The sequence below is a fragment of the Mycobacterium sp. IDUB_1 genome (assembly GCF_055419625.1).
This window is the reverse complement of sequence record NZ_JBVAYA010000006.1, coordinates 113,253-136,726: the sequence shown is the minus strand read 5'-3', so window position 1 is coordinate 136,726 and position 23,474 is coordinate 113,253. Positions and strand designations below refer to the sequence as shown.

Genomic DNA, 23,474 nt, shown 5'->3' with positions numbered 1-23,474 from the left:
TTCTCCTCGCTGCCCAATTGAACGGTGTTCAGGTTAGGGTACTGGCGTGCAGCTCCACAAACGCGACGTGGTCGCGGCGGCGACCTCGCTGCTCGACGATTACGGGCTCGCCGATCTGTCGATGCGGCGGCTGGCCCGCGAGCTCGAGGTGTCGCCGGGCGCGCTCTACTGGCACTTCGCGAACAAGCAGCAGCTGCTCGGCGCGGTCGCCGACCACATCCTGGCGCCGGTCATTCGGCCAGCGGGCGATTGGCACACCCGCGTGGTGGCGCTGTGCCGGCAGATGCGCGATGCGCTGCTGTCCCACACCGACGGAGCCGAACTGGTGTCGGCGAGCTTCGCCGCCGCACAGTCGGCGGTCATGACCGACGTGGTGAGTCAGCTGACCGACGCCGCCGCGGAGGCCGGCGTGCCGGCGACGAATGCCGACCTGACCGCCCGGACGGTCGTGTACTACGTCCTCGGCTTCACCGTGGACGAGCAGTCCCGCCGCCAGTGGGACGCCGCAGGCGCGGACCTGCCCGACGCGTCGTTGCTGGCCGACGACCAGGACACCCGGTTCGACTTCGGCGTGCGGCTGCTGATCGACGGCATCCTGGCGCGCCGCGAACAGCCCGTCTAGATCCAGTGCTCCTGTTTGGCGTTGCCGTCCCAATGGCGCAGCGTGGTGATCTCGGCGTCGATGTCGCCGGCGATGCCCGGTACCGACAGGGCGAGCGGCACGAGATCGGGTGGGATGCGCCGACCGAGCGTCACATGTGGTGTCCACCGCCCCGGATCCGCATGCGGTAGAGCGCCTTTGGGCAGGTGCGGTGCACAGGCCTCGTGGATGTCGGCGTGCAGGGCGAGGAGGTCGGCCGACGGCACCACCAGCCGCACCAGCGTGATGGTGCGGCCGCCGCCGAACAGCATCGGTGCGCCGATCACGCACGGCAGGGGTAAGCGGTCCAGGAGTGGCCGCAGTGCCGGAGCCACGGCGTCGTCCATCTGCTCGGCCACCGTGAGCGTGACGTGCGGCCGGTTGCTCGGCGCGGTGTGCCCGGCCTGACTGGGCACTCCCGCAGCCGCCAGCCCGTCCCACAGGCCGCGCACCGACGTCTCCGTGGCGACGTCGAACAGCGCCTCGACCGAGTGCACCACTAGGCCAGTCCGGCAACCCAGCCCGGGTCGAACGCCCGCGCACTGATCTGCTCGAAGTCGGAGGCGCCGAGCGCGCCGAGCCCGGCGGGCAGCGCCGCCCGCACCGGAGCCAGCCGCGCCAGCGCATCCCGATTGTCGATTTCGGCGACGCCGGGCTGGGCCGGCCAGGAACCGATCACCAGGCCGGCGCATGAAACATCATGAGCTGCAAGCGCTTCCACCGTCAGAGCGGTGTGGTTGAGGGTGCCCAGGCCCGCGGCTACCACGATCAGCACCGGCGCGGCCAGCTCGGCGGCCAGGTCACGCAGCGTCACACCGCCGTCGGCGAGCTCCACGAGCAGCCCACCGGCACCTTCCACCAGCGTCAGGCGGCCGGGAGCATCCGCCCGCCGGACCAGCTCGACCAGCTCCGTGCGGGTGGGCAGTGCGTAGCCGGCCCGCTGCGCGGCAGCCAGCGGCGCGAGCGGTTCCGGATAGCGCCACCCCGGGAACAGTTCGGACACCCCGGCCTGCCTGCCGATCTCGGCCAGGTCGTCGTCACCGTCGGCAGTACCCGTCTGTACGGGCTTGCACACGGCTATGCCGAGGCCGGCGAGCCGGGCGTGGCAGGCCAGCGCGGCGGTCGCGACGGTCTTGCCGACCCCCGTCCCGGTGCCGGTGACGACGAGAACGCTCACCGCGCCGCCAGGACTTCCGTCAACACCCTGCGTGCGAGGGCCATCTCGTCGTCGGACAGGGACGCCCGCGCCGTCAGCCGCAGCCGCGAGGTGCCGGCCGGCACGCTCGGCGGCCGGAAGCAGCCGACCCGCACACCCTGCTCGAGGCAGGCCGTCGCTGCGGCGAACGCCACGTCCGGTTCGCCGAGGATCACCGAAACCACCGCCGAGGTCGGAGTCTCGGCCACATCGCAGATCTCGGCCAGCGTCGCGGCGTGGTCGAGTGCGCGCCGGGCCCGCCACGGTTCGTCGATCAGCACACCGAGTGCCGCGTACGCCGCGCCGACCCCAGCCGGCGCCAGTCCGGTGTCGAAGATGAACGGTCGCGCCGCGTCGATCAGGTGCTCGCGCACCGCGGCAGGGCCGAGCACCGCACCACCCTGGCTGCCCAGCGCCTTCGACAGCGTCGTCGTCATCACGATGCCGGGCGCTCCGGCCAGCCCGACCTCGTGGAGCAGGCCGCGGCCACCCGTGCCGCGCACGCCGAGCCCGTGGGCCTCGTCGACGATCAGCAGCGCACCCTGCCTGCGGCACGCGTCGTGCAGCGCGGTCAGCGGGGCCAGGACACCGTCGGCGGAGAAGACCGAATCGGTGATCACCACGGCGCGGTCCTCTGTGCGTGCGGCCAGCGCGGCCTCCACGGCCGCGACGTCGCCGTGCGGGGTGACGACCACCCGGGCCCGCGACAGCCGGCATGCGTCGACGAGCGAGGCGTGCGTCAGCGCATCGGACACCAGCAGTGCGCCCGGACCCGAAAGCGCAACGACTGCACCGAGATTGGCGGTGTAACCCGAAGAGAAGACCAGCGCCGACTCGGCACCGACGAACGCTGCGAGGTCGCGCTCGAACGTCTCGTGGAGCTCGGTGTTGCCGGTGACGAGCCGGGAACCCGTGGACCCCGCGCCCCAGGTGCGCAGCGCCGCCACGCCGCCGTCGAGCACCCGGGGGTGCTGGGCGAGACCGAGGTAGTCGTTGGAGGCCAGATCGAGTTCGGCGCCGACGGGCGGGCGGGCGCGCAGGGTCCGGCGCAGGCCGGCGGTGCGCCGCTGGGCCGCGACGTCGTCGAGCCAGGCCAACGGATCCAGACCGACGCGCGTCACCGGCGCTCCTCCTCGAACGGGCGAATTGAACACCGTTCAGGTTAGTGCACGCGCGACCGCGATCATCGCCGAGGTGATCTGGCCGATCTCTTCGGCGGTACAGATGTAGGGGGGCATCACGTAGACGAGGTTGCGGAACGGACGCAGCCACACCCCGTGGTCGACGGCCACCGGCGTCGCGACGCGCAGATCGACGTCCCGGTCGAGTTCCAGGACACCGATCGCGCCGAGCACCCGCACGTCGACCACGTTGGGTAGCTCGACCGCGGGTGCCAGCCCGGACCGCAAGCCCGCCTCGATGCCCTGCACCTGCGATCGCCACTCGCCGGTGCCCAGCAGTTCCAGCGACGCGACGCTGACGGCGCAGGCCAGCGCGTTGGCCATGAACGTCGGCCCGTGCATCAGTGCGCCGGGTGGGTGTGAGCTGATGGTCTCGGCGACCTCGCGGGTGCACAGCGTCGCCGCGAGCGTCAGGTAGCCGCCCGTCAGCGCCTTGCCCACGCACATGATGTCGGGGCTGACCCCGGCGTGGTCGGCCGCGAACAGCGCGCCGGTGCGGCCGAACCCGGTGGCGATCTCGTCGAAGATCAACAGCACACCGTGCTCGTCGCAGATGCGACGCAGGTCGGCCACATAGCGGGGGTCGTGGAAGCGCATCCCGCCTGCGCCCTGCACCACGGGCTCGACGATCACCGCGGCGAGCTCGTCGGCGTGACAAGCCAGCTGTTCGGCGAAGGCCGCGCTGTAGGCCGGCTCGTACTCGGCGGGGACGGCCGGCGCGAACACCTGGTCGGCGAGCAGGGAATGCGCCCCGGTCCACAGCGTGTGCATGCCGCCGTCCGGATCGCAGACGCTCATCGGAGTGAACGTGTCACCGTGATAGCCGCCGCGCCAGGTCATCAGCCGGCGCTTGCCGGGTCGACCGCTGCTGCGCCAGTACTGCAGCGCCATCTTGACCGAGACCTCCACCGACACCGAGCCGGAATCACTGAAGAACACGGTCTCCAGCCCCTCCGGACTCATCTCGACCAGCAACTGCGCCAGCCGGGCCGCCGGCTCGTGGGTCAGCCCGCCGAACATGACGTGGTTCATGGTCGCGAGCTGGCGGGTGATCGCGGCGTCCAGCGCGGGGTGGCCGTGACCGTGCACCGCCGTCCACCACGACGCCATCGCGTCGAGCACCTCGACCGGACGGCCGCCACGGTCCAGCGTGAGCCATACGCCCCGGGCGCCCGTCGCGACCACCGGCGCCATCGCATCGGGTCCGATCGGGCTGTACGGATGCCAGATGTGAGCCGCGTCCACGGCGCTGATCTCGATAGGCGTCATCGCAGACACCTTCGGTAGATTAGCCGTCGATCATGAAGACCCTCGACTCCGCCCGGCCCGCCGCGAGCGCTCCGGTGACCCAGATGGGGACGCGGAGCGCCGGGTTCTACCGCCACGACCTCGACGGGTTGCGCGGTGTCGCGATCGCTCTGGTCGCGGTGTTCCATGTGTGGTTCGGGCGGGTGTCCGGCGGCGTCGACGTCTTCCTCGTCCTGTCGGGATTCTTCTTCGGCGGCCGGCTGCTGCGCGGCGTGCTCACCCCCGGGCCCGCCCCGCGACCGGTCTCCGAGATCACCCGGTTGATCCGCCGGCTGCTGCCCGCACTCGTCGTCGTGCTCGCCGTGTCGGCGGTGCTGACGATCCTGATCCAGCCCGAGACCCGGTGGGAGACCTTCGCCGACCAGAGCCTCGCCAGCCTCGGCTACTACCAGAACTGGGAGCTGGCCAACACCGCCTCGAACTACCTGCGCGCCGGCGAGGCCGTCAGCCCGCTGCAGCACATCTGGTCGATGTCGGTGCAGGGCCAGTTCTACATCGCGTTCCTGGCGCTGATCCTGGGCTCGGCGGTCCTCTTCCGTCGGGTCTTCGGCCGGCACATGCGCGCCGCGTTCGTGGTGCTGCTGAGCGCTTGCGCGATCGCATCGTTCGTCTACGCGATCATCGCCCACGACACCAACCAGGCCACCGCGTACTACAACAGCTTTGCCAGGGCCTGGGAGCTGCTGCTCGGCGCGCTCGTCGGGGCGATCGTGCCATCGCTGCGCTGCCCGATGTGGCTGCGCACCGTGGCCGCACTCGTGGGTCTGGGCGCGATCCTCGCGTGCGGTGCGCTGATCGACGGCGTGAAAGAGTTCCCCGGCCCGTGGGCGCTGGTGCCCGTGGGCGCCACGCTGCTGTTCATCCTGTCGGCCGCCAACCGCTACGCCGACCCGCACACCGACGGCCGCCTGCCCGCACCGAACCGGCTGCTGGCCACCGCCCCCTTCGTCGCGCTCGGCGCGATGGCCTACTCGCTGTATCTGTGGCACTGGCCTCTGCTGATCTTCTACCTGGCCTACACCGGGCGCTCGGCGGTGAACGCTGCCGAAGGCGCCGGGGTGCTGCTGATCTCGGGGCTGCTGGCCTGGTTGACCACCCGCTACGTCGAGGAGCCGCTACGCAGCGGCCGGAGCCAGCCCGCGCGCCCCAAGGCGCCGAGGTTGCCGCTGCGCACCCGTTTGCGCCGCCCGACGATCGTGCTGGGCTCGACCGTCGCACTGCTCGGCGTGGCGCTGACCGCGACGTCGTTCACGTGGCGGGAGCACGTGACGGTGCTGCGCGCCAACGGCAAGGAACTCTCGGAACTCTCACCGCGCGACTATCCGGGTGCCCGCGCGCTGGTCGACCACGTACGGGTACCCCAGCTGCCGATGCGGCCGACGGCGCTCGAGGCCAAGAACGACATCCCCGAATCGACCACCGACGGCTGCATCAGCGACTTCGACAACGTCGGAGTCATCAACTGCACCTACGGCGACAAGGCCGCCACCCGCACCATCGCCCTCGCGGGCGGCTCCCACGCCGAACACTGGATCACCGCGCTCGACCTGCTCGGCAGGATGCACCACTTCAAGGTCGTCACCTACCTGAAGATGGGCTGCCCGCTGACCACCGAGGCTGTCCCGCTGGTGATGGGCAACAACGACCCCTATCCCAAGTGCCACCAGTGGAATCAGCGGGTGATGGCCAAGCTGATCGCCGACAAACCCGACTTCGTCTTCACCACCTCGACCAGGCCGTGGAACATCAAACCCGGTGACGTCATGCCGTCCAGCTATCTCGGCATCTGGAAAGAACTGTCCGACAACAGGATTCCAATCCTCGCGATGCGTGACACACCATGGATGGTGCGCGATGGCGAGCCGTTCTTCCCGTCGGACTGCCTGGCCGACGGAGGTGACGCCATCTCCTGCGGAATCGAGCGATCCGAAGTACTGTCGGACCATAACCCGACGCTTGACTACCTCGCGCAGTTCCCATTGCTCAAGCCGCTCGACATGAGCGATGCGGTGTGTCGTCCGGACTACTGCCGAGCCGTTGAGGGGAACGTGTTGATCTATCACGACGCTCACCACATTTCGTCGACCTACATGCGGACCATGACCGGTGAACTCGGCCGGCAGGTCGGCGCCGCCACCGGATGGTGGCCTGTCAGATGACCATCGTCTGGCCCGGCACCCCCTATCCACTTGGTGCCGCTTACGACGGCGGCGGTACCAACTTCTCGCTGTTCTCCGAAGTCGCCGAGCGGGTCGAACTGTGCCTGATCGCCAAGGACGGCACCGAGCAGCGCATCGACCTCGACGAGGTCGACAGCTACGTGTGGCATGCCTACCTGCCGGGGGTCAACCCGGGGCAGCGCTACGGGTTCCGTGTGCACGGTCCGTGGGACCCCGCCTCTGGCCACCGGTGTGACGCCAGCAAGCTGCTCCTCGACCCGTACGGCAAGGCATTCCACGGCGATTTCGCGTTCTCCCAGGCGCTGTACTCCTATGACCTCGAGGCCGATGATCTGGCCGGCGGAGGTGTCCCGCCGCGGATCGACTCGCTGGGCCACACGATGACCAGCGTGGTGATCAACCCGTTCTTCCAGTGGGGTTCGGACCGCGCGCCGCGCACCCCGTATCACGAGACGGTGATCTACGAGGCCCACGTCAAGGGCATGACGCAGCAGCATCCGGGCATTCCCGAGGAACTGCGCGGCACCTACGCCGGGCTGGGTCACCCCGCGATCATCGACCACCTCAGGTCGCTCAACGTGACCGCCATCGAGTTGATGCCGGTGCACCAGTTCATGCACGACCACCGGCTGCTCGACCTGGGACTGCGAAACTACTGGGGCTACAACACGTTCGGCTTCTTCGCCCCACATCATCAGTACGCGGCGGCCAAGCACGCCGGCGGCGCCGTCTCCGAATTCAAGACGATGGTGCGCTCGTTCCACGAGGCGGGTATCGAGGTGATCCTCGACGTCGTCTACAACCACACCGCCGAAGGCAACCACCTCGGGCCCACCGTGAACTTCCGCGGCATCGACAACGCCGCCTACTACCGTCTGCTCGACGAGGACCGCAGGTACTACAAGGACTTCACCGGCACCGGCAACAGCCTCAACGCCCGCCACCCCCACACGCTGCAGCTGATCATGGACTCGCTGCGCTACTGGGTGCTGGAGATGCACGTCGACGGCTTCCGCTTCGATCTGGCCGCCACACTGGCCCGCGAGTTCTACGACGTGGACCGCCTCTCGGCGTTCTTCGACCTGGTCCAGCAGGACCCGGTGGTCAGCCAGGTGAAGCTGATCGCCGAACCGTGGGACATCGGCGAAGGCGGTTACCAGGTCGGCAATTTCCCAGGTTTGTGGACCGAATGGAATGGGAAGTATCGCGACACTGTGCGCGATTACTGGCGGGGCGAGCCCGCAACCCTGGGTGAATTTGCGTCCCGACTGACCGGGTCGTCCGATCTCTACGAGGCGACCGGCCGCCGGCCGAGCGCCAGCATCAACTTCGTGACCTGCCATGACGGCTTCACCCTCAACGACCTGGTGTCCTACAACGAGAAGCACAACGACGCCAACGGCGAGGACAACCGCGACGGTGAGAGCCACAACCGGTCGTGGAACTGCGGTGTCGAAGGTCCCACCGACGACCCCGAGATCGTTGCCCTGCGCGGTCAGCAGATGCGCAACATCCTGGGCACGCTGATGCTCTCGCAGGGCACCCCGATGATCGCCCACGGCGACGAGATCGGCCGCACCCAGCAGGGCAACAACAACGTCTACTGCCAAGACTCCGAACTGTCGTGGATGGACTGGTCGCTGTGCGAGACCAACGCCGATCTGCTCGAATTCACCCGCAAAGTAGTGAAATTCCGCAAGGAGCACGCCGTGTTCCGCCGGCGCAGGTTCTTCGAGGGCAAGCCGATCCGCACCGGTGACCAGGTCCGCGACATCGCGTGGTTGACCCCGTCGGGTAAGGAGATGGACTACGCCGACTGGGAGACCGGCCTCGGCCAGTGCGTGGCGGTCTTCCTCAACGGCGAGGCGATCCCGGCGCCCGGTGCGCGCGGTGAGCGGATCGTCGACGACTCCTTCCTGCTGTGCTTCAACGCCCACGGCGAAGAACAGGATTTCGTTGCGCCGCAGATCGATTACGCCAAGGAGTGGGTGGCCGACCTCGACACCGCCGATCCGCGCGGTGCCGCCGAGGTGACCGTCGCGGCGGGCGAGAAGATCACTCTGGCCCCCCGTTCGCTGCTCGTGCTGCGTAAGACCGCCTGATGGCCGTCCTCTCCACCTACCGCCTGCAGATGCGCGGCGCGGCCAGCGGTGAGGCGTTCACGTTCGCCGACGCCGAGAAGCTGGTCGACTACCTCGCTGAACTCGGGGTGTCCCACCTGTACCTGTCACCGATCCTGACCGCCGCCGAGGGCTCGACGCACGGCTACGACGTCACCGACCCCACCACGATCTCCGCCGAACTCGGTGGGCCTGAGGGGTTCTCGCGGCTGGTGTCGACGGCGCGCGCGGCGGGCCTCGGTGTGGTCGTCGACATCGTGCCCAACCACGTCGGCGTCGACGTACCCCGCCAGAACGCGTGGTGGTGGGACCTGCTCACCCACGGCCGCGATTCGTCCTACTCGTCGTACTTCGACATCGACTGGACGTTGGACCCCGACGGCCGGATCGTGCTGCCAGTGCTGGGCTCCGACGACGACGTCGCGAATCTGACGGTCGACGGCGACACGTTGCGGCTCGGCGACCTGGTCTATCCGATCAGTCCCGGCACCGCCGACGACGGAGCCTCCGGCGCGGAGGTGCACGACCGGCAGCACTACAAGCTGATCGGCTGGCGCCACGGAATCTGCGGGTACCGCCGCTTCTTCTCCATCACGTCGCTGGCGGGCCTGCGGCAGGAAGACCGCGTGGTGTTCGACGCCACGCACACCGAGGTGAAGCGCTGGTTCGACGAGGGCCTGGTCGACGGTATACGAATCGACCATCCGGACGGATTGTCCGATCCCACAGGCTATCTCGGGTGGCTGCGCGAGCTTGCCGGCCCGCAGGCGTGGATCGTGATCGAGAAGATCCTCGCTGTCGACGAGCCACTGGACCCGAGCCTGCCCGTCGCAGGAACCACCGGGTACGACGCGCTACGCGAGGCCGGCGGCGTGTTCGTCGACCCCACCGGTGAAGAGTCGCTGACCGAGCTGATCTCCTCCGCCGGTGTCGACTACGCCGGAATACCCGACGAGGCGCGCCGACTGAAGGTCGCTGCGGTGACCGACACGCTGGGCAGCGAATTGGCGCGGCTTCGTCGCGCGGTGGTGGCGGGCACGGGACGCGATCACGACCTGCTGCCCGCGGCGATCGCCGAACTGCTCAGCCACATCGGCGTCTACCGCTCCGACTACCTCTCGCTTCCTCTGGTCCTGGCGGCCGCGCTCGCCGAGACCACAACGGCGCGACCCGATCTGGCCGAGCCGCTCACGCTGCTGACCGCTGCGCTGGCACCCGGCTCGGAGGCCGGTGTGCGGCTGCAGCAGCTGTGCGGCGCGGCGACCGCGAAGTCGATGGAGGACTGCCTGTTCTACCGCGACGCCCGCCTCGTCTCGCTCAACGAGGTCGGCGGCGAGCCCGAGCACTTCGGCGTCAGCGCCGCGGAGTTCCACACCAGAGCGCAGGCACGCGCGACACTGTGGCCGTCGGCGATGACCACGCTGTCCACCCACGACACCAAACGCGGTGAAGACGTCCGCGCCCGGATCGGCGTGCTCTCGCAGGTGCCCTCGCTGTGGACGGAGATGGTGCAGGGCTGGGAACGCACTGCCCCCTCGCCCGATCCCCTGACCGGGCTCTTCCTGTGGCAGAACATCTTCGGTGTCTGGCCGGTCGACGGGACCGTCACCGACGAGCTGCGTCAGCGGTTGCACGCCTACACCGAGAAGGCCATCCGCGAAGCGGCGCTGCACACGACGTGGAACGACCCCGACACCGACTTCGAATCCGCGGTGCACGGGTGGCTCGACAGCCTGCTGGACGGGCCGGTGGCCACCGAGATGACCGCGGTGGTGGCGCGACTGGACCAGCATGCCCGCGGTGATGCGTTGGGCCAGAAGCTGATCGCGCTCACCGGGCCGGGTGTTCCCGACGTCTATCAGGGCACCGAGCTGTGGGAAGACAGCCTCGTCGATCCGGACAACCGGCGCGCGGTCGACTACCAGGCCCGTCGCGCAGCGCTGACCGACGGTGACCATCCGAAGATGCGGGTGGTGACCGAGGCACTGCGACTGCGCAGGGAACGCCCCGAGACGTTCCTGGCCGGTGGCTATCGCCCGGTGCCCGCCGACGGCACCAATGCCGCACACATCGTCGCGTTCGGCCGAGGCGAGGACGTCCTGGTCGCCGTCAGCCGATGGACCGCACGGCTCACCGAATGGGGGGACACCACAGTGACACTCGCCGACGGAACGTGGACCGACCGGCTGAGCGGACGCGCGCACTCCGGCACGGTCGGAGCCGCCGAGCTGTTCGGTGACCTGCCGGTGGCGCTGCTGGTGCGTACCGATGCCTGAGCACGAGTTCGCGGTGTGGGCGCCGCGGCCCGACCGGGTCCAGCTCGACCTCGACGGCACGCTGCACGCGATGGAGCGGTCTGACAGCGGTTGGTGGACAACCACTCTGGACGCCGCACCGGATGCACGCTACGGGTTCGTGCTGGACGACAACCCGAAGGTGCTGCCCGACCCCCGCTCACCGCGTCAGCCAGAGGGTGTGCACGAACGCTCACAGCTGTGGCAGCCGGCGGCCGACGCGTGGTCCGACAGCGAGTGGGCCGGCCGGTCGATCGAGGGTGCGGTGATCTACGAGCTGCACGTCGGCACCTTCACCCCGGCCGGCACGCTGGACGCTGCGATCGACAAACTCGACTACCTCGTCGACCTCGGCGTGGACTTCGTCGAAGTCATGCCGGTCAACGCGTTCGGCGGTACCCACGGCTGGGGCTATGACGGGGTGCTCTGGTATGCCGTGCACGAGCCGTACGGCGGCCCTGACGCGCTGATCCGCTTCGTCGACGCCTGCCACCAGCGTGGCCTCGGCGTACTCATCGACGCCGTGTTCAACCACCTCGGCCCGTCGGGCAACTACCTGCCCGAGTTCGGCCCGTATCTGTCGTCGGGGTCCAATCCTTGGGGCGAGTCCATCAACATCGGCGATGCCGGTGCCGATCAGGTGCGCCGCTACATCCTCGACTGCGCACTGCGCTGGATGCGCGACTTCCACGCCGACGGTCTGCGCCTCGATGCCGTACACGCCCTCGTCGACACCACCGCGATTCACATCCTCGAGGAGATGTCCGCCGAGACCGATACTCTGGCAGCCGATCTCGGCCGCCCGCTCTCGCTGGTCGCCGAGAGCGACCTCAACGACCCGAGGCTGATCACCCCGCGCGACCACGGCGGCCTGGGCATGACCGCGCAGTGGGACGACGACATCCACCACGCGATCCACACCGCGGTGTCCGGTGAGCGGCAGGGGTACTACGGCGATTTCGGCACGCTCGAGACACTCGCGCAGACACTGCGACACGGCTATTTCCACGCCGGCACGTTCTCGTCGTTCCGTCAGCGCCGCCACGGCAGGCCGCTCGACACGGCCACGATCCCGGCGACCCGGCTGCTGGCCTACACGCTCACCCACGACCAGGTGGGCAACAGGGCCATCGGAGACCGGCCCTCGCAGAACCTGACCACCGGCCAGCTGGCCGTCAAGGCCGCGCTGGCGCTCGGATCGCCCTACACTGCAATGCTTTTCATGGGTGAAGAATGGGCGTCATCGTCACCGTTCCAGTTCTTCAGCAGCCACCCCGAACCCGACCTGGCGCGGGCGACCGCAGAGGGCCGCAAGAAGGAATTCGCCGATCACGGGTGGGACGCCGACGAGATCCCCGATCCCCAAGACCCGGCGACGTTCGAACGGTCCAAGCTGAAGTGGGACGAGGTCGACGACGGTGACCACGGTCGGCTGCGTGCGTTCTACCAGAGCCTGATCGCGCTGCGCAGGTCCGAACCCGACCTCGCCGACCCGTGGCTCGATCACCTACGGATCGACTACGACGAGGACGCGCGCTGGTTCGTCATGCACCGGGGCAGCATCGCCGTCGTCTGCACCCTCGGCGAAGACGACGTCGACGTGCCGGTCACCGGCGATACGGTGTTGACTTGGGGCACACCGGAAGTCGGTGAGCAGTCGACCCGTATGGGCGGGCACTCCGTCGCGGTGCTGCGTCAGGTGAGGTAGCGGTAGGTCGGCGAGTCGGGCTCGAGCAGCTCGACGTGGCACTCCGAGGCTCTCATCCGCTCGAGCAGCCCCTCGAGGTCCGCTGCCGAACCCATCTCGATGCCGACCAGCGCTTCCCCGGTCTCCCGGTTGTTGCGCTTGACGTACTCGAACAGCGTGATGTCGTCGTTCGGGCCCAGCACGTCGTCGAGGAAGCGGCGCAGCGCGCCCGGCTCCTGCGGGAAATCGACCAGGAAGTAGTGCTTGAGCCCCAGATGCACAAGCGACCGCTCGAGCACCTCGCCGTAGCGGGACACGTCGTTGTTGCCGCCCGAGATCAGACACACGACCGTCGAGCCGGGCTCGATGTCAGCCTCCAGAAGCGCCGCCACCGACAGCGCGCCGGCGGGCTCGGCGATGATGCCCTCGTTCTGGTAGAGGTCCAGCATCGCGGTGCACACCGCGCCCTCGTCGACCGTTGTGATCGACACCATGTCCCCCGCCGCCGACAGCGCCGCGAACGGCAGCGCGCCGACGCGGGCCACCGCGGCGCCGTCGACGAACTGGTCGACGTCGGTCAGCGTGACCGGCTCCCCACTGGCCAGCGCAGCGACCAGCGCCGCGGCACCGGCCGGCTCCACCCCCAACATGGCCGTCGTCGTGGTGCGCTCGGCCAGGTAGGTAGTCACGCCGCTGATGCAGCCGCCGCCACCCACCGGGACGATCACCAGGTCGGGCTCCGCGCCCAACTGGTCGAGGATCTCGACGGCGATGGTGCCCTGCCCGGCCATCGTGCGCAGGTCGTCGTACGGGGGCACCAACGTCGCGCCGGTACGGGCAACGTCGTCGAGGGCGGCCTGGGCGGCCATGTCGTAGGTCTTGCCGCCGACGATGAGCTCGATGAACTCACCACCGTGATAGCGGATCCGGTTGCGCTTCTGCTTCGGCGTCTTCGCCGGCACGTACACGCGGCCGTGCACACCCATCGAGCGGCAGGCCAGTGCGAACCCCTGCGCATGGTTGCCAGCCGACGAACACACCACGCCGGCGGCCTTCTCCTCCGGGGTCAGCTGCATCAGCAGGTTGTAGGCGCCCCGCAGCTTGTAGGAACGCACCGCCTGCAGATCTTCGCGCTTCAGGTACACCTGCGCGCCGGTCAGTGCCGAGAGCCGGTCGCTGAACTGCAGCGGGGTCTGCGACACCACACCCGAAATTCGCCGAGCGGCCTCGTCGATGTCCGCGGCGCGCAACGGCGAGGCGGGATCGATTCGGGGGCTCTGACTCAGCTCGGTGGACACGCCGACCATGGTGCCACCGGACCCTCCCGCAGCGGAAATGCAGGGGTTTCGCACCTCGACCGCGACGTCCACATTCGAGGGATTCCCGGCCGGAAGAAGGCGGCGCCGACGGGTCGGGGAGAACGAGCATGGAGCTACCGAAACACCGGAGAAAGGCACCCGCCATGACTGCGCTCACCGTTCCCGACTCCCCCGCCGTCGCCCTGGCGACGCGCCTGGTCCGCGACATCACCAGCCCGCTGATCTACCACCACTCCCGCCGCGTCTACTTCTTCGGCCTGATGCACGCCCGACTGCTGGATCTGCACCCCGATCCCGAGCTGCTCTACCTGGCCGCGCTGTTCCACGACACCGGGCTGGCCACGCCGTACTCCGACCACGAGCAACGCTTCGAGGTCGACAGCGCCGACCATGCCCGCGCATTCCTGAGCGACCACGGTTTCACCCCAGCCCAGGCCGACACGGTGTGGACAGCCATCGCGCTGCACACCACACCAGGAATCCCTGACCGGATGGGGCCCGAGATCGCCGCCACCCACCTCGGCGTGCTGACCGACGTGATCGGTGCCGGGTTGGACCGCCTCGACGCCGCAGAGATCGATCACGTGCTCGCAGATCATCCGCGCGGCGACTTCAAGAACGAATTCCTCAGCGCCTACTTCGACGGGATCAAGCATCGCCCCGAGACGACCAATGGCACCGTGAATTCCGATGTCCTGCAACACTTCCTGCCCGACTTCCAGCGCGTCACGATGGTCGACCGTGTGCTGGGCGCCGGCTGGCCGAGCTGATAGGGGAACGCAGATGCACGCGCTGACAGCAACCGATCGGAATGGCGGCCTCGCCCTCACGACGCTGCCCCACCCGCACGCCGCGGAGAACGACGTCGTGGTGGCTGTGCACGCCGCCGGGTTCACGCCAGGTGAGCTGAACTGGCCGGCCACGTGGACCGACCGCGCGGGGCGCGATCGCGCACCGTCGGTTCCCGGCCACGAGGTGTCCGGGCTCGTCGCCGAGCTGGGCTACGGCACAACAGGACTGTCCGTCGGGCAGCGGGTGTTCGGGCTCACCGACTGGACCCGTGACGGAACGCTGGCCGAGTACGTGGCGGTCGAGGCACGCAACCTCGCCCCCCTGCCCGCCGACATCGACCACACCGTGGCCGCGGCTCTGCCCGTGTCCGGGCTGACGGCCTGGCAGGCGTTGTTCGTCCACGGGCGGATCGAGTCCGGACAGACCGTGGTGATCCACGGCGCGGCCGGCGGGGTCGGATCGATCGCCGTGCAGCTCGCCCGAGAGGCAGGCGCCCGCGTGATCGGCACCGGCCACGACCGCGACCGCGACGTCGTGCTGGGGCTGGGTGCGGGTGAGTTCGCCGCCCTCGACACCGGCCCGTGGGACACCCTCGGTCCGGCGGACATGGTCCTCGACGTGTTCGGCGGCGAGATCGCAGCGAGATCGGGAGCGCTGCTGCGCCCCGGGGGTTCGCTGGTGTCGATCGCGGAACCGATCTCGGCCGCGCCCGACGGCGTCCGGACGGTGTTCTTCGTCGTCGAACCGGACCGCGCTCAGCTCACCGAACTGGCCACGCGGGTGCGTACGGGACATCTGCGACCTCTCGTCGGCGAAATCCGGCCGCTGACTGAGGCCGCCGACGCGCTCACCGGACCGCGTCGCGCTCCCGGGAAGACGATCATCGCGGTCCGCTCCACAGACGAGGGCCGGTCATGATGCGGCTGGCCGCGGCCGCCGCGACCGTGATGACCGCAGGAGCGGTCGTCGTCGGGCCGTTCCCCGTCGCCCACGCCGACCCCGTCCATGAGACCGTCACGACGCTGTACTCCGCGCCGCTGCCCGACGTGCCGGGCCGGGTACTCACGTCCATGCTGGTCAGCTTTCCCCCGGCGGCGCGCGCCGTGCCCCATCGCCACGGCGACGCGTTCGTCTACGCCTACGTCCTCGACGGGTCGGTGCGCAGCCAACTCGACGGCCAGCCACCCCGGGTGTTCGCTCGCGGCGAGAGTTGGTCGGAGCCGCCGGGAGCGCACCACGTCCTGACCGAGAACGTCAGCGCCGTCGACGATGCGAGCTTGCTGGTGGTCTTCGTCGCCCCCTCGGGAGCCGCGCTCAAGACCGACGACCCAGGCCACTGACCCGCTGCGCGGTGCCGAACCGGCGCCGGTAGGCCGTCGGGCTCAGACCCAGCTCCCGCGCGAAGACACGGCGCATGCTCTCGTAGCTCGGGAATCCGGCGCCTGCCGCTGCCTGGGTCGCAGTATGGCCGCGGTCCAACAGCGCCCTGGCGAGGTCGAAGCGGATGCACTCCACATAACGCGCGGGCGTGGTGGACAGCTCCTCCCGGAACAGCCGGGTCAGATGCCGGGTGCTGACGTGGAGGTGGTCGGCGAGTGCGTGCAGCGAATGGTCGCCGGATGGGTTCTCGGTGACGAGGTCGGTGACCGTGCGCAGCGCAGGCGACTGCGGGGGCGGCACCTGTAGCGGCGCGGAGAACTGCGACTGCCCACCCGAGCGCTGCATGTAGACCACCAACAACCGGGCCACCTCGCGCGTGAGGTCTGCGCCGTGATCCTCCTCGAGGAGCGCCAGCGCCAGGTCGATGCCCGCGGTCACGCCCGCAGAGGTGTAGATGCGGCCGTCGCGGACGTAGATCGCGTCGGGCTCCACCTGGCACGTCGGACACTGCTCCGCAAGCTTGCGGGCGGCCTTCCAGTGCGTGGTCGCACGTGTTCCGTCGAGCAGTCCGGCCGCGGCCAGCAGGAAGGCGCCGGTGCAGATGGACACGATGCGGCGCGCCCCGGCAGCCGGTTGCCGGACCGCATCGGCCAGCTCGGCGGGCACGCCGGCGCTCGGATAACGGTCAGACCCGGGAACCAGATAGATGTCGGGTGCCTGTACATCGGAGACCGACCCGTCAACAGCCACCCGAAAACCCTGGTTGGAGGTGACGCCTGCGCCGTCGGGCGAGACCAGAGTCAGGTCGTACGGTGCGCCGAGGCGGGTCGCCTCGGTGAAGACCTCGCCCGGCCCGGCGACGTCGAGGAGACTGACGCCGTCGTAGACGAGGATCGCGACAGTGCGCGCGGCCATCGCCTGATTATCGGCGGCTCGTCACGCCCCGGACACACGACACCAGAGTTTCGGCTAGCCGAAATCACATCTGAGGGTTATCGTGGAACGCATGACCACCGCGCAGGATTTCGGCAACGCCGTGAACCGCCCCGCGGGCACGGTCGCGATCGCCGGCGTCCCGTGGCCCACCTACAAAGTGGTGGCGCTGCTGGTCGGAGTGATCGTCTTCGCCGCCGTGGCCGTAGTGACCACGACAGCCGCAGCCGCCGTGCTCAGCGGCGCCGGTGCCGCCACCGTGGTGTGGCTCGGCGCGGGGCTGCTGCACCCGTCGAACAGCTGACCGCCCTCCCGCGCACCAGCCGCCGGGCGGGACTCACCCCCCGAGGCACCCCGGTCCGAGCAGCTCCTTGAGGTCCCCCATCAGCGCCGACGACGGTGTCACCCGCAGGGACTGATCGAGTTCCAGCGTGGTGATCCGCTCGCCGCTGATCAGCCGCAGATGAACCTGGGCGGTCCCCGGGTGGCGTGCCAGGACCTGCTTGAGCGCACTGACCTTGTCGACGGTGCACTGCCGCGTCGGCAAGCTCACCGCGACCGGCCGATTGGCCTGCGCACTGGAGAAATCCGGCACGATCAGCTCGTTGGCGATCAGCGAGATCCTGTCATCGCGCTTGGCCACCTTGGCGCCGATCAACACCACCACGTCGTCGGCGATCTCCGCGCCGAACATCGAGTACGTCTGCGGGAAGAACAGCACCTCGATACCGCCGGAGAGGTCTTCGATCTGTGCCGACGCCCACGGCAGACCGTTCTTGTTCACCCGGCGGTTGACCGAGGCCAGGATGCCGCCGACGCGGACCTGGGTGTCGTGGGCGATATCGCCCTCCAAGATCGCCGGGATCTGGGTGTCGACCTGTGCCGCCAACAGGTGCGCGATGCCGTTGAGCGGATGCCCGGACACATAGAGGCCCAGCATCTCGCGTTCGAGCGCGAGCTTGTGTTTGTCCTCCCACTCCTCTTCGGGCACCTTGATCGTGAACACCGACTCCGTTTCCGAATCACCGCCCCCGAACAGGTCGAACTGCCCCATTGCCTCGGCCTTCTTGGTGCCGAGCACCGAGTCGACCGCGTCGGTGTGCACGAGGAACAGACCCTTGCGCGGGTGCCCCAGTGAGTCGAAGGCCCCGGCCTTGATCAGTGACTCCGTCACCTTCTTGTTGCAGGCCGTGATGTCGATCTTGTTGAGGTAGTCCGAGAAATCGGCGTACTTGCCCCGCTCGGCACGCGTCTTCACCAGTGAGGCAACGACATTGGCGCCCACATTGCGCACCGCACCGAGCCCGAAGCGGATGTCGTCGCCCACCGAGGCGAAGTTCTGCACCGACTCGTTGACATCCGGCGGCAGCACCGTGATGCCGAGGCGGCGGCAGTCGGCCAGGTAGACCGCGGCCTTGTCCTTGTCGTCGCCGACCGAGGTGAGCAGACCTGCCATGTACTCGGCGGGATAGTTCGCCTTGAGGTAGGCCGTCCAGTACGACACCAGCCCGTAGCCGGCGGCGTGCGACTTGTTGAACGCGTATCCGGCGAACGGAAGGATGGTGTCCCACAACGCTTTCACCGCGGCGGCGGAGAACCCGTTGGCCGTCATCCCCTCCAGGAAGCCCTTGTACTCGGCTTCGAGGACCTCCAGCTTCTTCTTGCCCATGGCCTTGCGGAGCGCATCGGCCTTGCCCATCGAGTAACCGGCGACCTTCTGCGCGATGAACATGATCTGCTCTTGGTAGACGATCAGGCCGTACGTCTCGGCCAGGATCTCCTTCAGCGGTTCCTCGAGTTCAGGGTGGATCGGCTTGATCGCCTGGCGGCCGTTCTTTCGGTCGGCGTAGTCGTTGTGGGCGTTCATGCCCATCGGGCCGGGCCGGTACAGCGCGAGCACGGCCACGATGTCGTTGAACTCGGTGGGCTGCATGCGGCGCAGCAGGTCACGCATCGGCCCGCCGTCGAGCTGGAAAACCCCGAGAGTGTCTCCGCGGCCCAGCAATTCGTAGGCCAACGGATCGTCGAGCGCCAGCGATTCGAGGTCGACGTCTTCGCCCCGGTTGGCCTTGATGTTCTCGATGCAGTCGCCGATGATCGTGAGGTTGCGCAGCCCGAGGAAGTCCATCTTCAGCAGGCCGATGGCCTCACACGACGGGTAATCCCAGCCGGTGATCACCGCACCGTCCTGCGGGCGCTTCCACAGCGGGATCGCCTCCATCAACGGCTCGGAGCTCATGATCACCGCGCACGCGTGAACGCCGGCGTTGCGGACCAGACCCTCCAACCCACGCGCCGTCTCGTAGATCGTCCGGACGTCGGGATCGGTGTCGATGAGCGCGCGGACTTCGGCGGCCTCTTTGTACCGCTCGTGGGTTGGATCCGTGATACCCGAGACCGGGATGTCCTTGGCCATGATCGGCGGCGGCAGCGCCTTGGTGATCCGATCGGCGATCGCGAAGCCGGGCTGCCCGTAGTGCACGCGCGCCGAATCTTTGAGCGCCGCTTTGGTTTTGATCGTTCCGAAAGTGATGACCTGGGCAACCCGGTCGCTGCCCCACTTGTTCGCTGCGTAGCGCAGCATCTCGCCCCGCCGACGGTCGTCGAAGTCGATGTCGATGTCGGGGGCCGACGGGCGTTCGGGGTTGAGGAACCGTTCGAACAGCAGGCCGTGCGGAATGGGGTCGATGTTCGTGATGCCCATCGCGTAGGCCACCAGCGAGCCCGCGGCCGACCCGCGACCCGGGCCGACCCGGATGCCCACGGAGCGGGCGTAGTTGATGAGATCGGCGACGATGAGGAAGTACGCCGGGAATCCCTTGTCGCAGATGACCTTGATCTCGTACTGGGCGCGATCGAGGTACTCCTGCGGAACCGGCTCGCCGGGGAACCGCCGCTCCGCCAAACCGGTCATCACCTCATGGGTGAGCCAGGACCCCTGGTCGTGACCCTCGGGCACCGGGAACACCGGCATCCGGTCCTTGGGCGCCCACACCTCGGTGTAGGGCTGAACCCGCTCGGCGATCAGGAGTGTCGAATCGCAGGCGCCCGGCACCTGGTCGTCCCACAGCGCGCGCATCTCGGCCGCGGACTTCAGGTAGTAGCCATCGCCGTCGAACTTGAACCGCGTGGGATCCGACAGGGTCTTGCCGGTCTGGATGCAGAGCAGCGCCTCGTGGTTCTGGGAGGCGTCGCGAGTGACGTAGTGGCAGTCGTTGGTCGCCAGCGGCCGGATGTCGAGCTTCCTACCGACCTCCAGCAGGCCTTCGCGCACCCGTCGCTCGATGTCCAGACCGTGGTCCATCAGCTCGAGGAAGAAGTTCTCCTTACCGAAGATGTCCTGCCATTTGGCGGCCGCCTCGATCGCCTCCTGGGTGTGGCCCAGGCGAAGTCGCGTCTGCACCTCACCCGAGGGGCAGCCGGTGGTGGCGATGATGCCTTCGGCGTGTTCGGCGATGATCTCGGCGTCCATGCGCGACCACTTGCCGAGCTGGCCCTCGAACGAGGCCAACGACGACAGTGTGAACAGGTTGCGCAGACCCGTCGCGTTCTCCGCGACCATCGTCATGTGCGTGTAGGAGCCGCTGCCCGAGACGTCGTCGCTCTTCTGGCTGGGATCGCCCCACAGCACACGCTTGGTGTCGAAGCGAGACGCGGGCGCGATGTAGGCCTCGATGCCGATGATCGGCTTGATGCCGGCGTCGGTCGCCGCGTTGTAGAACTCGCTGGCGCCGAACATGTTTCCGTGGTCGGTCATGCCGATCGCGGGCATCTCGAGGCGCTGGGCCTCCGCGAGCATCGGTTTGACCTTCGCGGCCCCGTCGAGCATCGAGTACTCGGTGTGGTTGTGGAGATGCACGAATGACCCGCTCATAGGCAGGCCAGTCTATGACCGTGCACCGACACCGTTCGGCGTGTCTCTTGGCGTGTCCGCGTGCGTGTCGCGGGCACGTCTCGACACGTCGATCAGCGAACGCCGCCCTGTGACGTCAGCAATTGGTCATCGAAGACGGCAAGCAGTTGCCTGGCAACGACAGATGCCGCACCGCCACGCACCACGAAACCGGCGTGGAACGCGACCCCCCAGAACACCGACGCCAGCAGCTCTGCCAGCCCGTCCCGATCCGCGGCCGGCGCGGCATCGGCCAGTGAGCTGTAGAACTCGTGAAGGGCGGCGACGACCGCCCCCGCGGTCGGGCTGCAGTGCACGCCTCTGCGCTGTTCGACCTGCACCGTCACCAGAAACCGCAGCGCGCTCGGGTCCTCGTCGCACACACGCTCGACCGCCTGGGTGAACGCGACGAGCTGGCTGCGCGGACCCGACTGCCGGCGCGCCTCCGCGACAAAGGCGGTGATCTGCGCGAACACCGCCGTGACCAGCGTCTCGTAGATCTGATCGCGAGCGTCGAAGTAGTAGTGCAGCGTCGGTCTGCTGACCCCGGCTCGCATCGCAATCTGCTGAAACGTCGCCGCGGGATACCCGCACTCGGCGATCACGTCCCGGGCGGCGCGAAGGATCGTCTGCCGGGTCCGCTCGGAGTCCGCGCCCACGGGGCGGCCGCGGCCCCTCGTGCCCGTCGCGCATTCCACGAGCAAACGTTATGGCATTGCTACCGAGCGGTCAATCAGCAAATTGGCAAAACTAGGCCGCGGACGGCTCCGAGGCACGCCGATCGGCGCGGGCGCGCCGCACCGCGTCGATCGTGAACACCGCGAGCGCCACCCAGATCAAGGCGAAGCCCAACCAGCGGGCCGGGGGCATCGGTTCGTGGCCGACGAGCACGCCCCAGGACAGTTGCATCGCCGGGGTCAGATAGAACAGCAGCCCCAATGTCACCATCGGCAGTCGTTGCGCGGCGGCGGCGAACAGCAGCAGCGGCAGGGCGGTCAGCAGCCCCGACAGCATCAACAGCAGCGCGTGCGACGCTCCGTGATTTCCGAAAGTCGCGTGGCCGGTGAGCGTCAGCACCACCACGTACGCGATCGCGAACGGCGTCGCCAGGCCGGCCTCCACGCCGACGCTCACGCGCGGATCGGTCGGCACGAGCTTCTTCACCGCGCCGTAGAGGCCGAACGACGCAGCGAGACCGAGCCCCACCAGCGGCGGGGAGCCGACCTCGACGGTCAGCACCACGACCGCACCCACCGCGATCGCCAATGCACCCGTCTGCCAGCGGTTCAGACGTTCCCGGAAGATGATCATCCCCAGCGCGATCGACACCAGCGGGTTGATGAAGTAGCCGAGTGCTGCGTCAACGACGTGACCGTTGTTGACCGCGTAGACGTAGATCAGCCAGTTCATCGAGATCAGCGCGGCCGCGGCGGTCAGAAGCAGCCACACGCGACCGGTGATCTGCCGGAGATCGCCGAGCCGGCGCACGGCGCCGACCACGACCACCATCAGCAGGAAGCTCCAGATGATGCGGTGCGCGAGGACCTCCACCGCCCCGGCCGGTTTGAGGAGCGGGAAGAACGCGGGGAACACTCCCCACATGCCGTAGGCGCCGGCACCGAACAGCAGGCCCGATCTCACCGTCCGGAACCGCGCAGGACGTCCAGTGCGTGTTGCAGATCCGCGGGGTACGGGCTGGTGATCTCGATCTGGCGGCCGTCGGCCGGGTGAGCGAAGGCCAGCGAGCGCGCGTGCAGCCACTGCCGGGTCAGCCCGAGCCGGGCGGCCAGCGTCGGGTCGGCCCCGTAGGTCAGATCGCCGCAGCACGGGTGGTGCAGTGCCGCGAAGTGCACCCGGATCTGGTGCGTGCGGCCCGTTTCGAGGTGGATGTCGAGCAGGCTGGCCGCCTGGTGGGCTTCCAGCGTGTCGTAGTGGGTGACGCTGTTGCGGCCACCCTCGACGACCGCGAACTTCCAGTCGTGACCGCGGTGCCGCCCGATCGGGGCATCGATCGTGCCGCTGGACGGATCGGGGTGGCCCTGTACCAGCGCGTGGTAGCGCTTGTCCACGGTGCGCTGCTTGAACGCGCGCTTGAGCACCGTGTAGGCGCGCTCGGACAGCGCGACCACCATCACCCCGGACGTGCCGACGTCGAGCCGGTGCACGATGCCCTGGCGTTCGTGGATGCCCGAGGTGCTGATCCGGAATCCGGCGGCCGCCAATCCCCCGAGCACCGTGGGGCCGTGCCAACCGACGGTGGCGTGCGCGGCCACACCGGGGGGCTTGTCGACGGCGACGATGTCGTCATCGGAGTAGAGGATCGCCATCCCCTCGATGTCCTGCGGCACGTTCTCGACGGGCGCGGGCGCCTCCGGCAGCCGCACCTCGAGCCACGCACCGGCGACGAGCTTGTCGGACTTTCCCGCGGGCGCGCCGTCGAGTTCCACCCCGCCCTCTTCGGCCAGCGTCGCAGCCGCCGTCCGGGACAGCCCCAGCAGCCGCGCGAGGCCCGCGTCGACACGCATCCCCGCGAGGCCTTCCGGCACCGGCATC

General features: G+C 68.7%; 19 protein-coding genes. 9 read left to right on the top strand and 10 right to left on the bottom strand.

Going from position 1 to position 23,474, the window contains the following annotated elements; all coding sequences use genetic code 11:
* Nucleotides 1–46: 46 nt before the first annotated feature.
* The gene (locus ACZYYX_RS27000) at nt 47–622 is read left to right on the top strand and encodes a TetR/AcrR family transcriptional regulator (protein ID WP_463817902.1); all 576 of its coding nucleotides are present in this window, start codon (nt 47–49) and stop codon (nt 620–622) included.
* Here the strand turns inward: ACZYYX_RS27000 and ACZYYX_RS26995 are convergent.
* Genes ACZYYX_RS26995 through ACZYYX_RS26980 form a run of 4 tightly spaced genes read right to left on the bottom strand, consistent with a single transcriptional unit; the run spans nt 619 to nt 4,285 of the window.
* Nucleotides 619–1,140 carry a 2'-5' RNA ligase family protein gene (locus ACZYYX_RS26995; RefSeq protein WP_463817901.1) on the bottom strand — a complete coding sequence of 174 codons (522 nt, stop codon included), beginning with the start codon at nt 1,138–1,140 and terminating at the stop codon, nt 619–621. The two genes, ACZYYX_RS27000 and ACZYYX_RS26995, sit on opposite strands and share 4 nt — an antisense overlap.
* The gene (gene bioD, locus ACZYYX_RS26990) at nt 1,140–1,817 is read right to left on the bottom strand and encodes a dethiobiotin synthase (protein ID WP_463817900.1); all 678 of its coding nucleotides are present in this window, start codon (nt 1,815–1,817) and stop codon (nt 1,140–1,142) included. The genes ACZYYX_RS26995 and bioD overlap by 1 nt, the downstream gene beginning before the upstream one ends.
* Nucleotides 1,814–2,956, bottom strand: coding sequence for an 8-amino-7-oxononanoate synthase (locus ACZYYX_RS26985; protein ID WP_463817899.1), 1,143 nt, complete (start codon nt 2,954–2,956; stop codon nt 1,814–1,816). The genes bioD and ACZYYX_RS26985 overlap by 4 nt, the downstream gene beginning before the upstream one ends.
* A gap of 36 nt (nt 2,957–2,992) precedes the next feature.
* Entirely contained in the window at nt 2,993–4,285 is a 1,293-nt protein-coding gene (locus ACZYYX_RS26980) for an adenosylmethionine--8-amino-7-oxononanoate transaminase (RefSeq protein ID WP_463817898.1), read from the bottom strand.
* 32 nt (nt 4,286–4,317) lie between these two features.
* Between ACZYYX_RS26980 and ACZYYX_RS26975 the strand changes: the two genes are divergently transcribed.
* The 4 genes from ACZYYX_RS26975 to treZ are packed head-to-tail and all read left to right on the top strand — an operon-like array spanning nt 4,318 to nt 12,626.
* Nucleotides 4,318–6,483: an acyltransferase family protein gene (locus ACZYYX_RS26975; protein ID WP_463817897.1), complete on the top strand. Its 2,166-nt coding sequence runs from the start codon at nt 4,318–4,320 to the stop codon at nt 6,481–6,483.
* Nucleotides 6,480–8,606 carry a glycogen debranching protein GlgX gene (gene glgX, locus ACZYYX_RS26970; protein ID WP_463817896.1) on the top strand — a complete coding sequence of 709 codons (2,127 nt, stop codon included), beginning with the start codon at nt 6,480–6,482 and terminating at the stop codon, nt 8,604–8,606. The genes ACZYYX_RS26975 and glgX overlap by 4 nt, the downstream gene beginning before the upstream one ends.
* Nucleotides 8,606–10,900 (top strand): malto-oligosyltrehalose synthase, encoded by a 2,295-nt coding sequence (treY, locus tag ACZYYX_RS26965; protein WP_463817895.1) that lies wholly within the window; start codon nt 8,606–8,608, stop codon nt 10,898–10,900. The genes glgX and treY overlap by 1 nt, the downstream gene beginning before the upstream one ends.
* Nucleotides 10,893–12,626: a malto-oligosyltrehalose trehalohydrolase gene (gene treZ / locus ACZYYX_RS26960; RefSeq protein ID WP_463817894.1), complete on the top strand. Its 1,734-nt coding sequence runs from the start codon at nt 10,893–10,895 to the stop codon at nt 12,624–12,626. The genes treY and treZ overlap by 8 nt, the downstream gene beginning before the upstream one ends.
* On the opposite strand, the gene ilvA is transcribed toward treZ, so the two are convergent.
* Entirely contained in the window at nt 12,614–13,903 is a 1,290-nt protein-coding gene (gene ilvA / locus ACZYYX_RS26955) for a threonine ammonia-lyase IlvA (RefSeq protein ID WP_463817893.1), read from the bottom strand. The genes treZ and ilvA overlap by 13 nt on opposite strands.
* A gap of 164 nt (nt 13,904–14,067) precedes the next feature.
* Between ilvA and ACZYYX_RS26950 the strand changes: the two genes are divergently transcribed.
* From ACZYYX_RS26950 to ACZYYX_RS26940, 3 genes are read left to right on the top strand one after another with little or no spacing between them, the layout of a single operon-like run.
* A complete protein-coding gene (locus tag ACZYYX_RS26950; protein ID WP_463817892.1) occupies nt 14,068–14,694 on the top strand; it encodes an HD domain-containing protein in 627 nt (208 codons plus the stop codon).
* Between the two features lie 13 nt (nt 14,695–14,707).
* A complete protein-coding gene (locus tag ACZYYX_RS26945) occupies nt 14,708–15,634 on the top strand; it encodes an NADP-dependent oxidoreductase (protein WP_463817891.1) in 927 nt (308 codons plus the stop codon).
* Nucleotides 15,631–16,056, top strand: a complete 426-nt coding sequence (locus ACZYYX_RS26940; protein ID WP_463817890.1) for a cupin domain-containing protein — start codon at nt 15,631–15,633, stop codon at nt 16,054–16,056. Before ACZYYX_RS26945 ends, ACZYYX_RS26940 begins: the two co-directional genes overlap by 4 nt.
* Here the strand turns inward: ACZYYX_RS26940 and ACZYYX_RS26935 are convergent.
* Entirely contained in the window at nt 16,031–17,011 is a 981-nt protein-coding gene (locus ACZYYX_RS26935) for a GlxA family transcriptional regulator (RefSeq protein ID WP_463817888.1), read from the bottom strand. The genes ACZYYX_RS26940 and ACZYYX_RS26935 overlap by 26 nt on opposite strands.
* Before the next feature lie 91 nt (nt 17,012–17,102).
* Here ACZYYX_RS26935 and ACZYYX_RS26930 point away from each other — a divergent pair, with 91 nt between their 5' ends.
* A complete protein-coding gene (locus tag ACZYYX_RS26930) occupies nt 17,103–17,333 on the top strand; it encodes a hypothetical protein (RefSeq protein WP_463817887.1) in 231 nt (76 codons plus the stop codon).
* A gap of 33 nt (nt 17,334–17,366) precedes the next feature.
* On the opposite strand, the gene dnaE is transcribed toward ACZYYX_RS26930, so the two are convergent.
* The 4 genes from dnaE to ACZYYX_RS26910 form a co-directional block, all read right to left on the bottom strand.
* On the bottom strand, nt 17,367–20,903 hold the full coding sequence (gene dnaE / locus ACZYYX_RS26925) for a DNA polymerase III subunit alpha (protein ID WP_463817886.1): 3,537 nt from the start codon (nt 20,901–20,903) through the stop codon (nt 17,367–17,369).
* A 92-nt stretch (nt 20,904–20,995) separates the two neighbouring features.
* Nucleotides 20,996–21,619, bottom strand: a complete 624-nt coding sequence (locus ACZYYX_RS26920; RefSeq protein WP_463817885.1) for a TetR/AcrR family transcriptional regulator — start codon at nt 21,617–21,619, stop codon at nt 20,996–20,998.
* A 52-nt stretch (nt 21,620–21,671) separates the two neighbouring features.
* The gene (gene rarD, locus ACZYYX_RS26915) at nt 21,672–22,562 is read right to left on the bottom strand and encodes an EamA family transporter RarD (RefSeq protein ID WP_463817883.1); all 891 of its coding nucleotides are present in this window, start codon (nt 22,560–22,562) and stop codon (nt 21,672–21,674) included.
* On the bottom strand, nt 22,559–23,473 hold the full coding sequence (locus ACZYYX_RS26910) for an RluA family pseudouridine synthase (protein WP_463817882.1): 915 nt from the start codon (nt 23,471–23,473) through the stop codon (nt 22,559–22,561). Before ACZYYX_RS26910 ends, rarD begins: the two co-directional genes overlap by 4 nt.
* Nucleotide 23,474: the final 1 nt, after the last annotated feature.

Coding starts and splice junctions, on each gene's coding strand:
- dnaE (WP_463817886.1), bottom strand. CDS start 20,903: ATGAGCGGGTCATTCGTGCATCTCCACAACCACACCGAGTACTCGATG.
- ACZYYX_RS26910 (WP_463817882.1), bottom strand. CDS start 23,473: ATGCCGGTGCCGGAAGGCCTCGCGGGGATGCGTGTCGACGCGGGCCTC.
- ACZYYX_RS26980 (WP_463817898.1), bottom strand. CDS start 4,285: ATGACGCCTATCGAGATCAGCGCCGTGGACGCGGCTCACATCTGGCAT.
- ACZYYX_RS26975 (WP_463817897.1), top strand. CDS start 4,318: ATGAAGACCCTCGACTCCGCCCGGCCCGCCGCGAGCGCTCCGGTGACC.
- treZ (WP_463817894.1), top strand. CDS start 10,893: ATGCCTGAGCACGAGTTCGCGGTGTGGGCGCCGCGGCCCGACCGGGTC.
- ACZYYX_RS26945 (WP_463817891.1), top strand. CDS start 14,708: ATGCACGCGCTGACAGCAACCGATCGGAATGGCGGCCTCGCCCTCACG.
- treY (WP_463817895.1), top strand. CDS start 8,606: ATGGCCGTCCTCTCCACCTACCGCCTGCAGATGCGCGGCGCGGCCAGC.
- ACZYYX_RS26935 (WP_463817888.1), bottom strand. CDS start 17,011: ATGGCCGCGCGCACTGTCGCGATCCTCGTCTACGACGGCGTCAGTCTC.
- glgX (WP_463817896.1), top strand. CDS start 6,480: ATGACCATCGTCTGGCCCGGCACCCCCTATCCACTTGGTGCCGCTTAC.
- ACZYYX_RS26950 (WP_463817892.1), top strand. CDS start 14,068: ATGACTGCGCTCACCGTTCCCGACTCCCCCGCCGTCGCCCTGGCGACG.
- ACZYYX_RS26940 (WP_463817890.1), top strand. CDS start 15,631: ATGATGCGGCTGGCCGCGGCCGCCGCGACCGTGATGACCGCAGGAGCG.
- ACZYYX_RS26930 (WP_463817887.1), top strand. CDS start 17,103: ATGACCACCGCGCAGGATTTCGGCAACGCCGTGAACCGCCCCGCGGGC.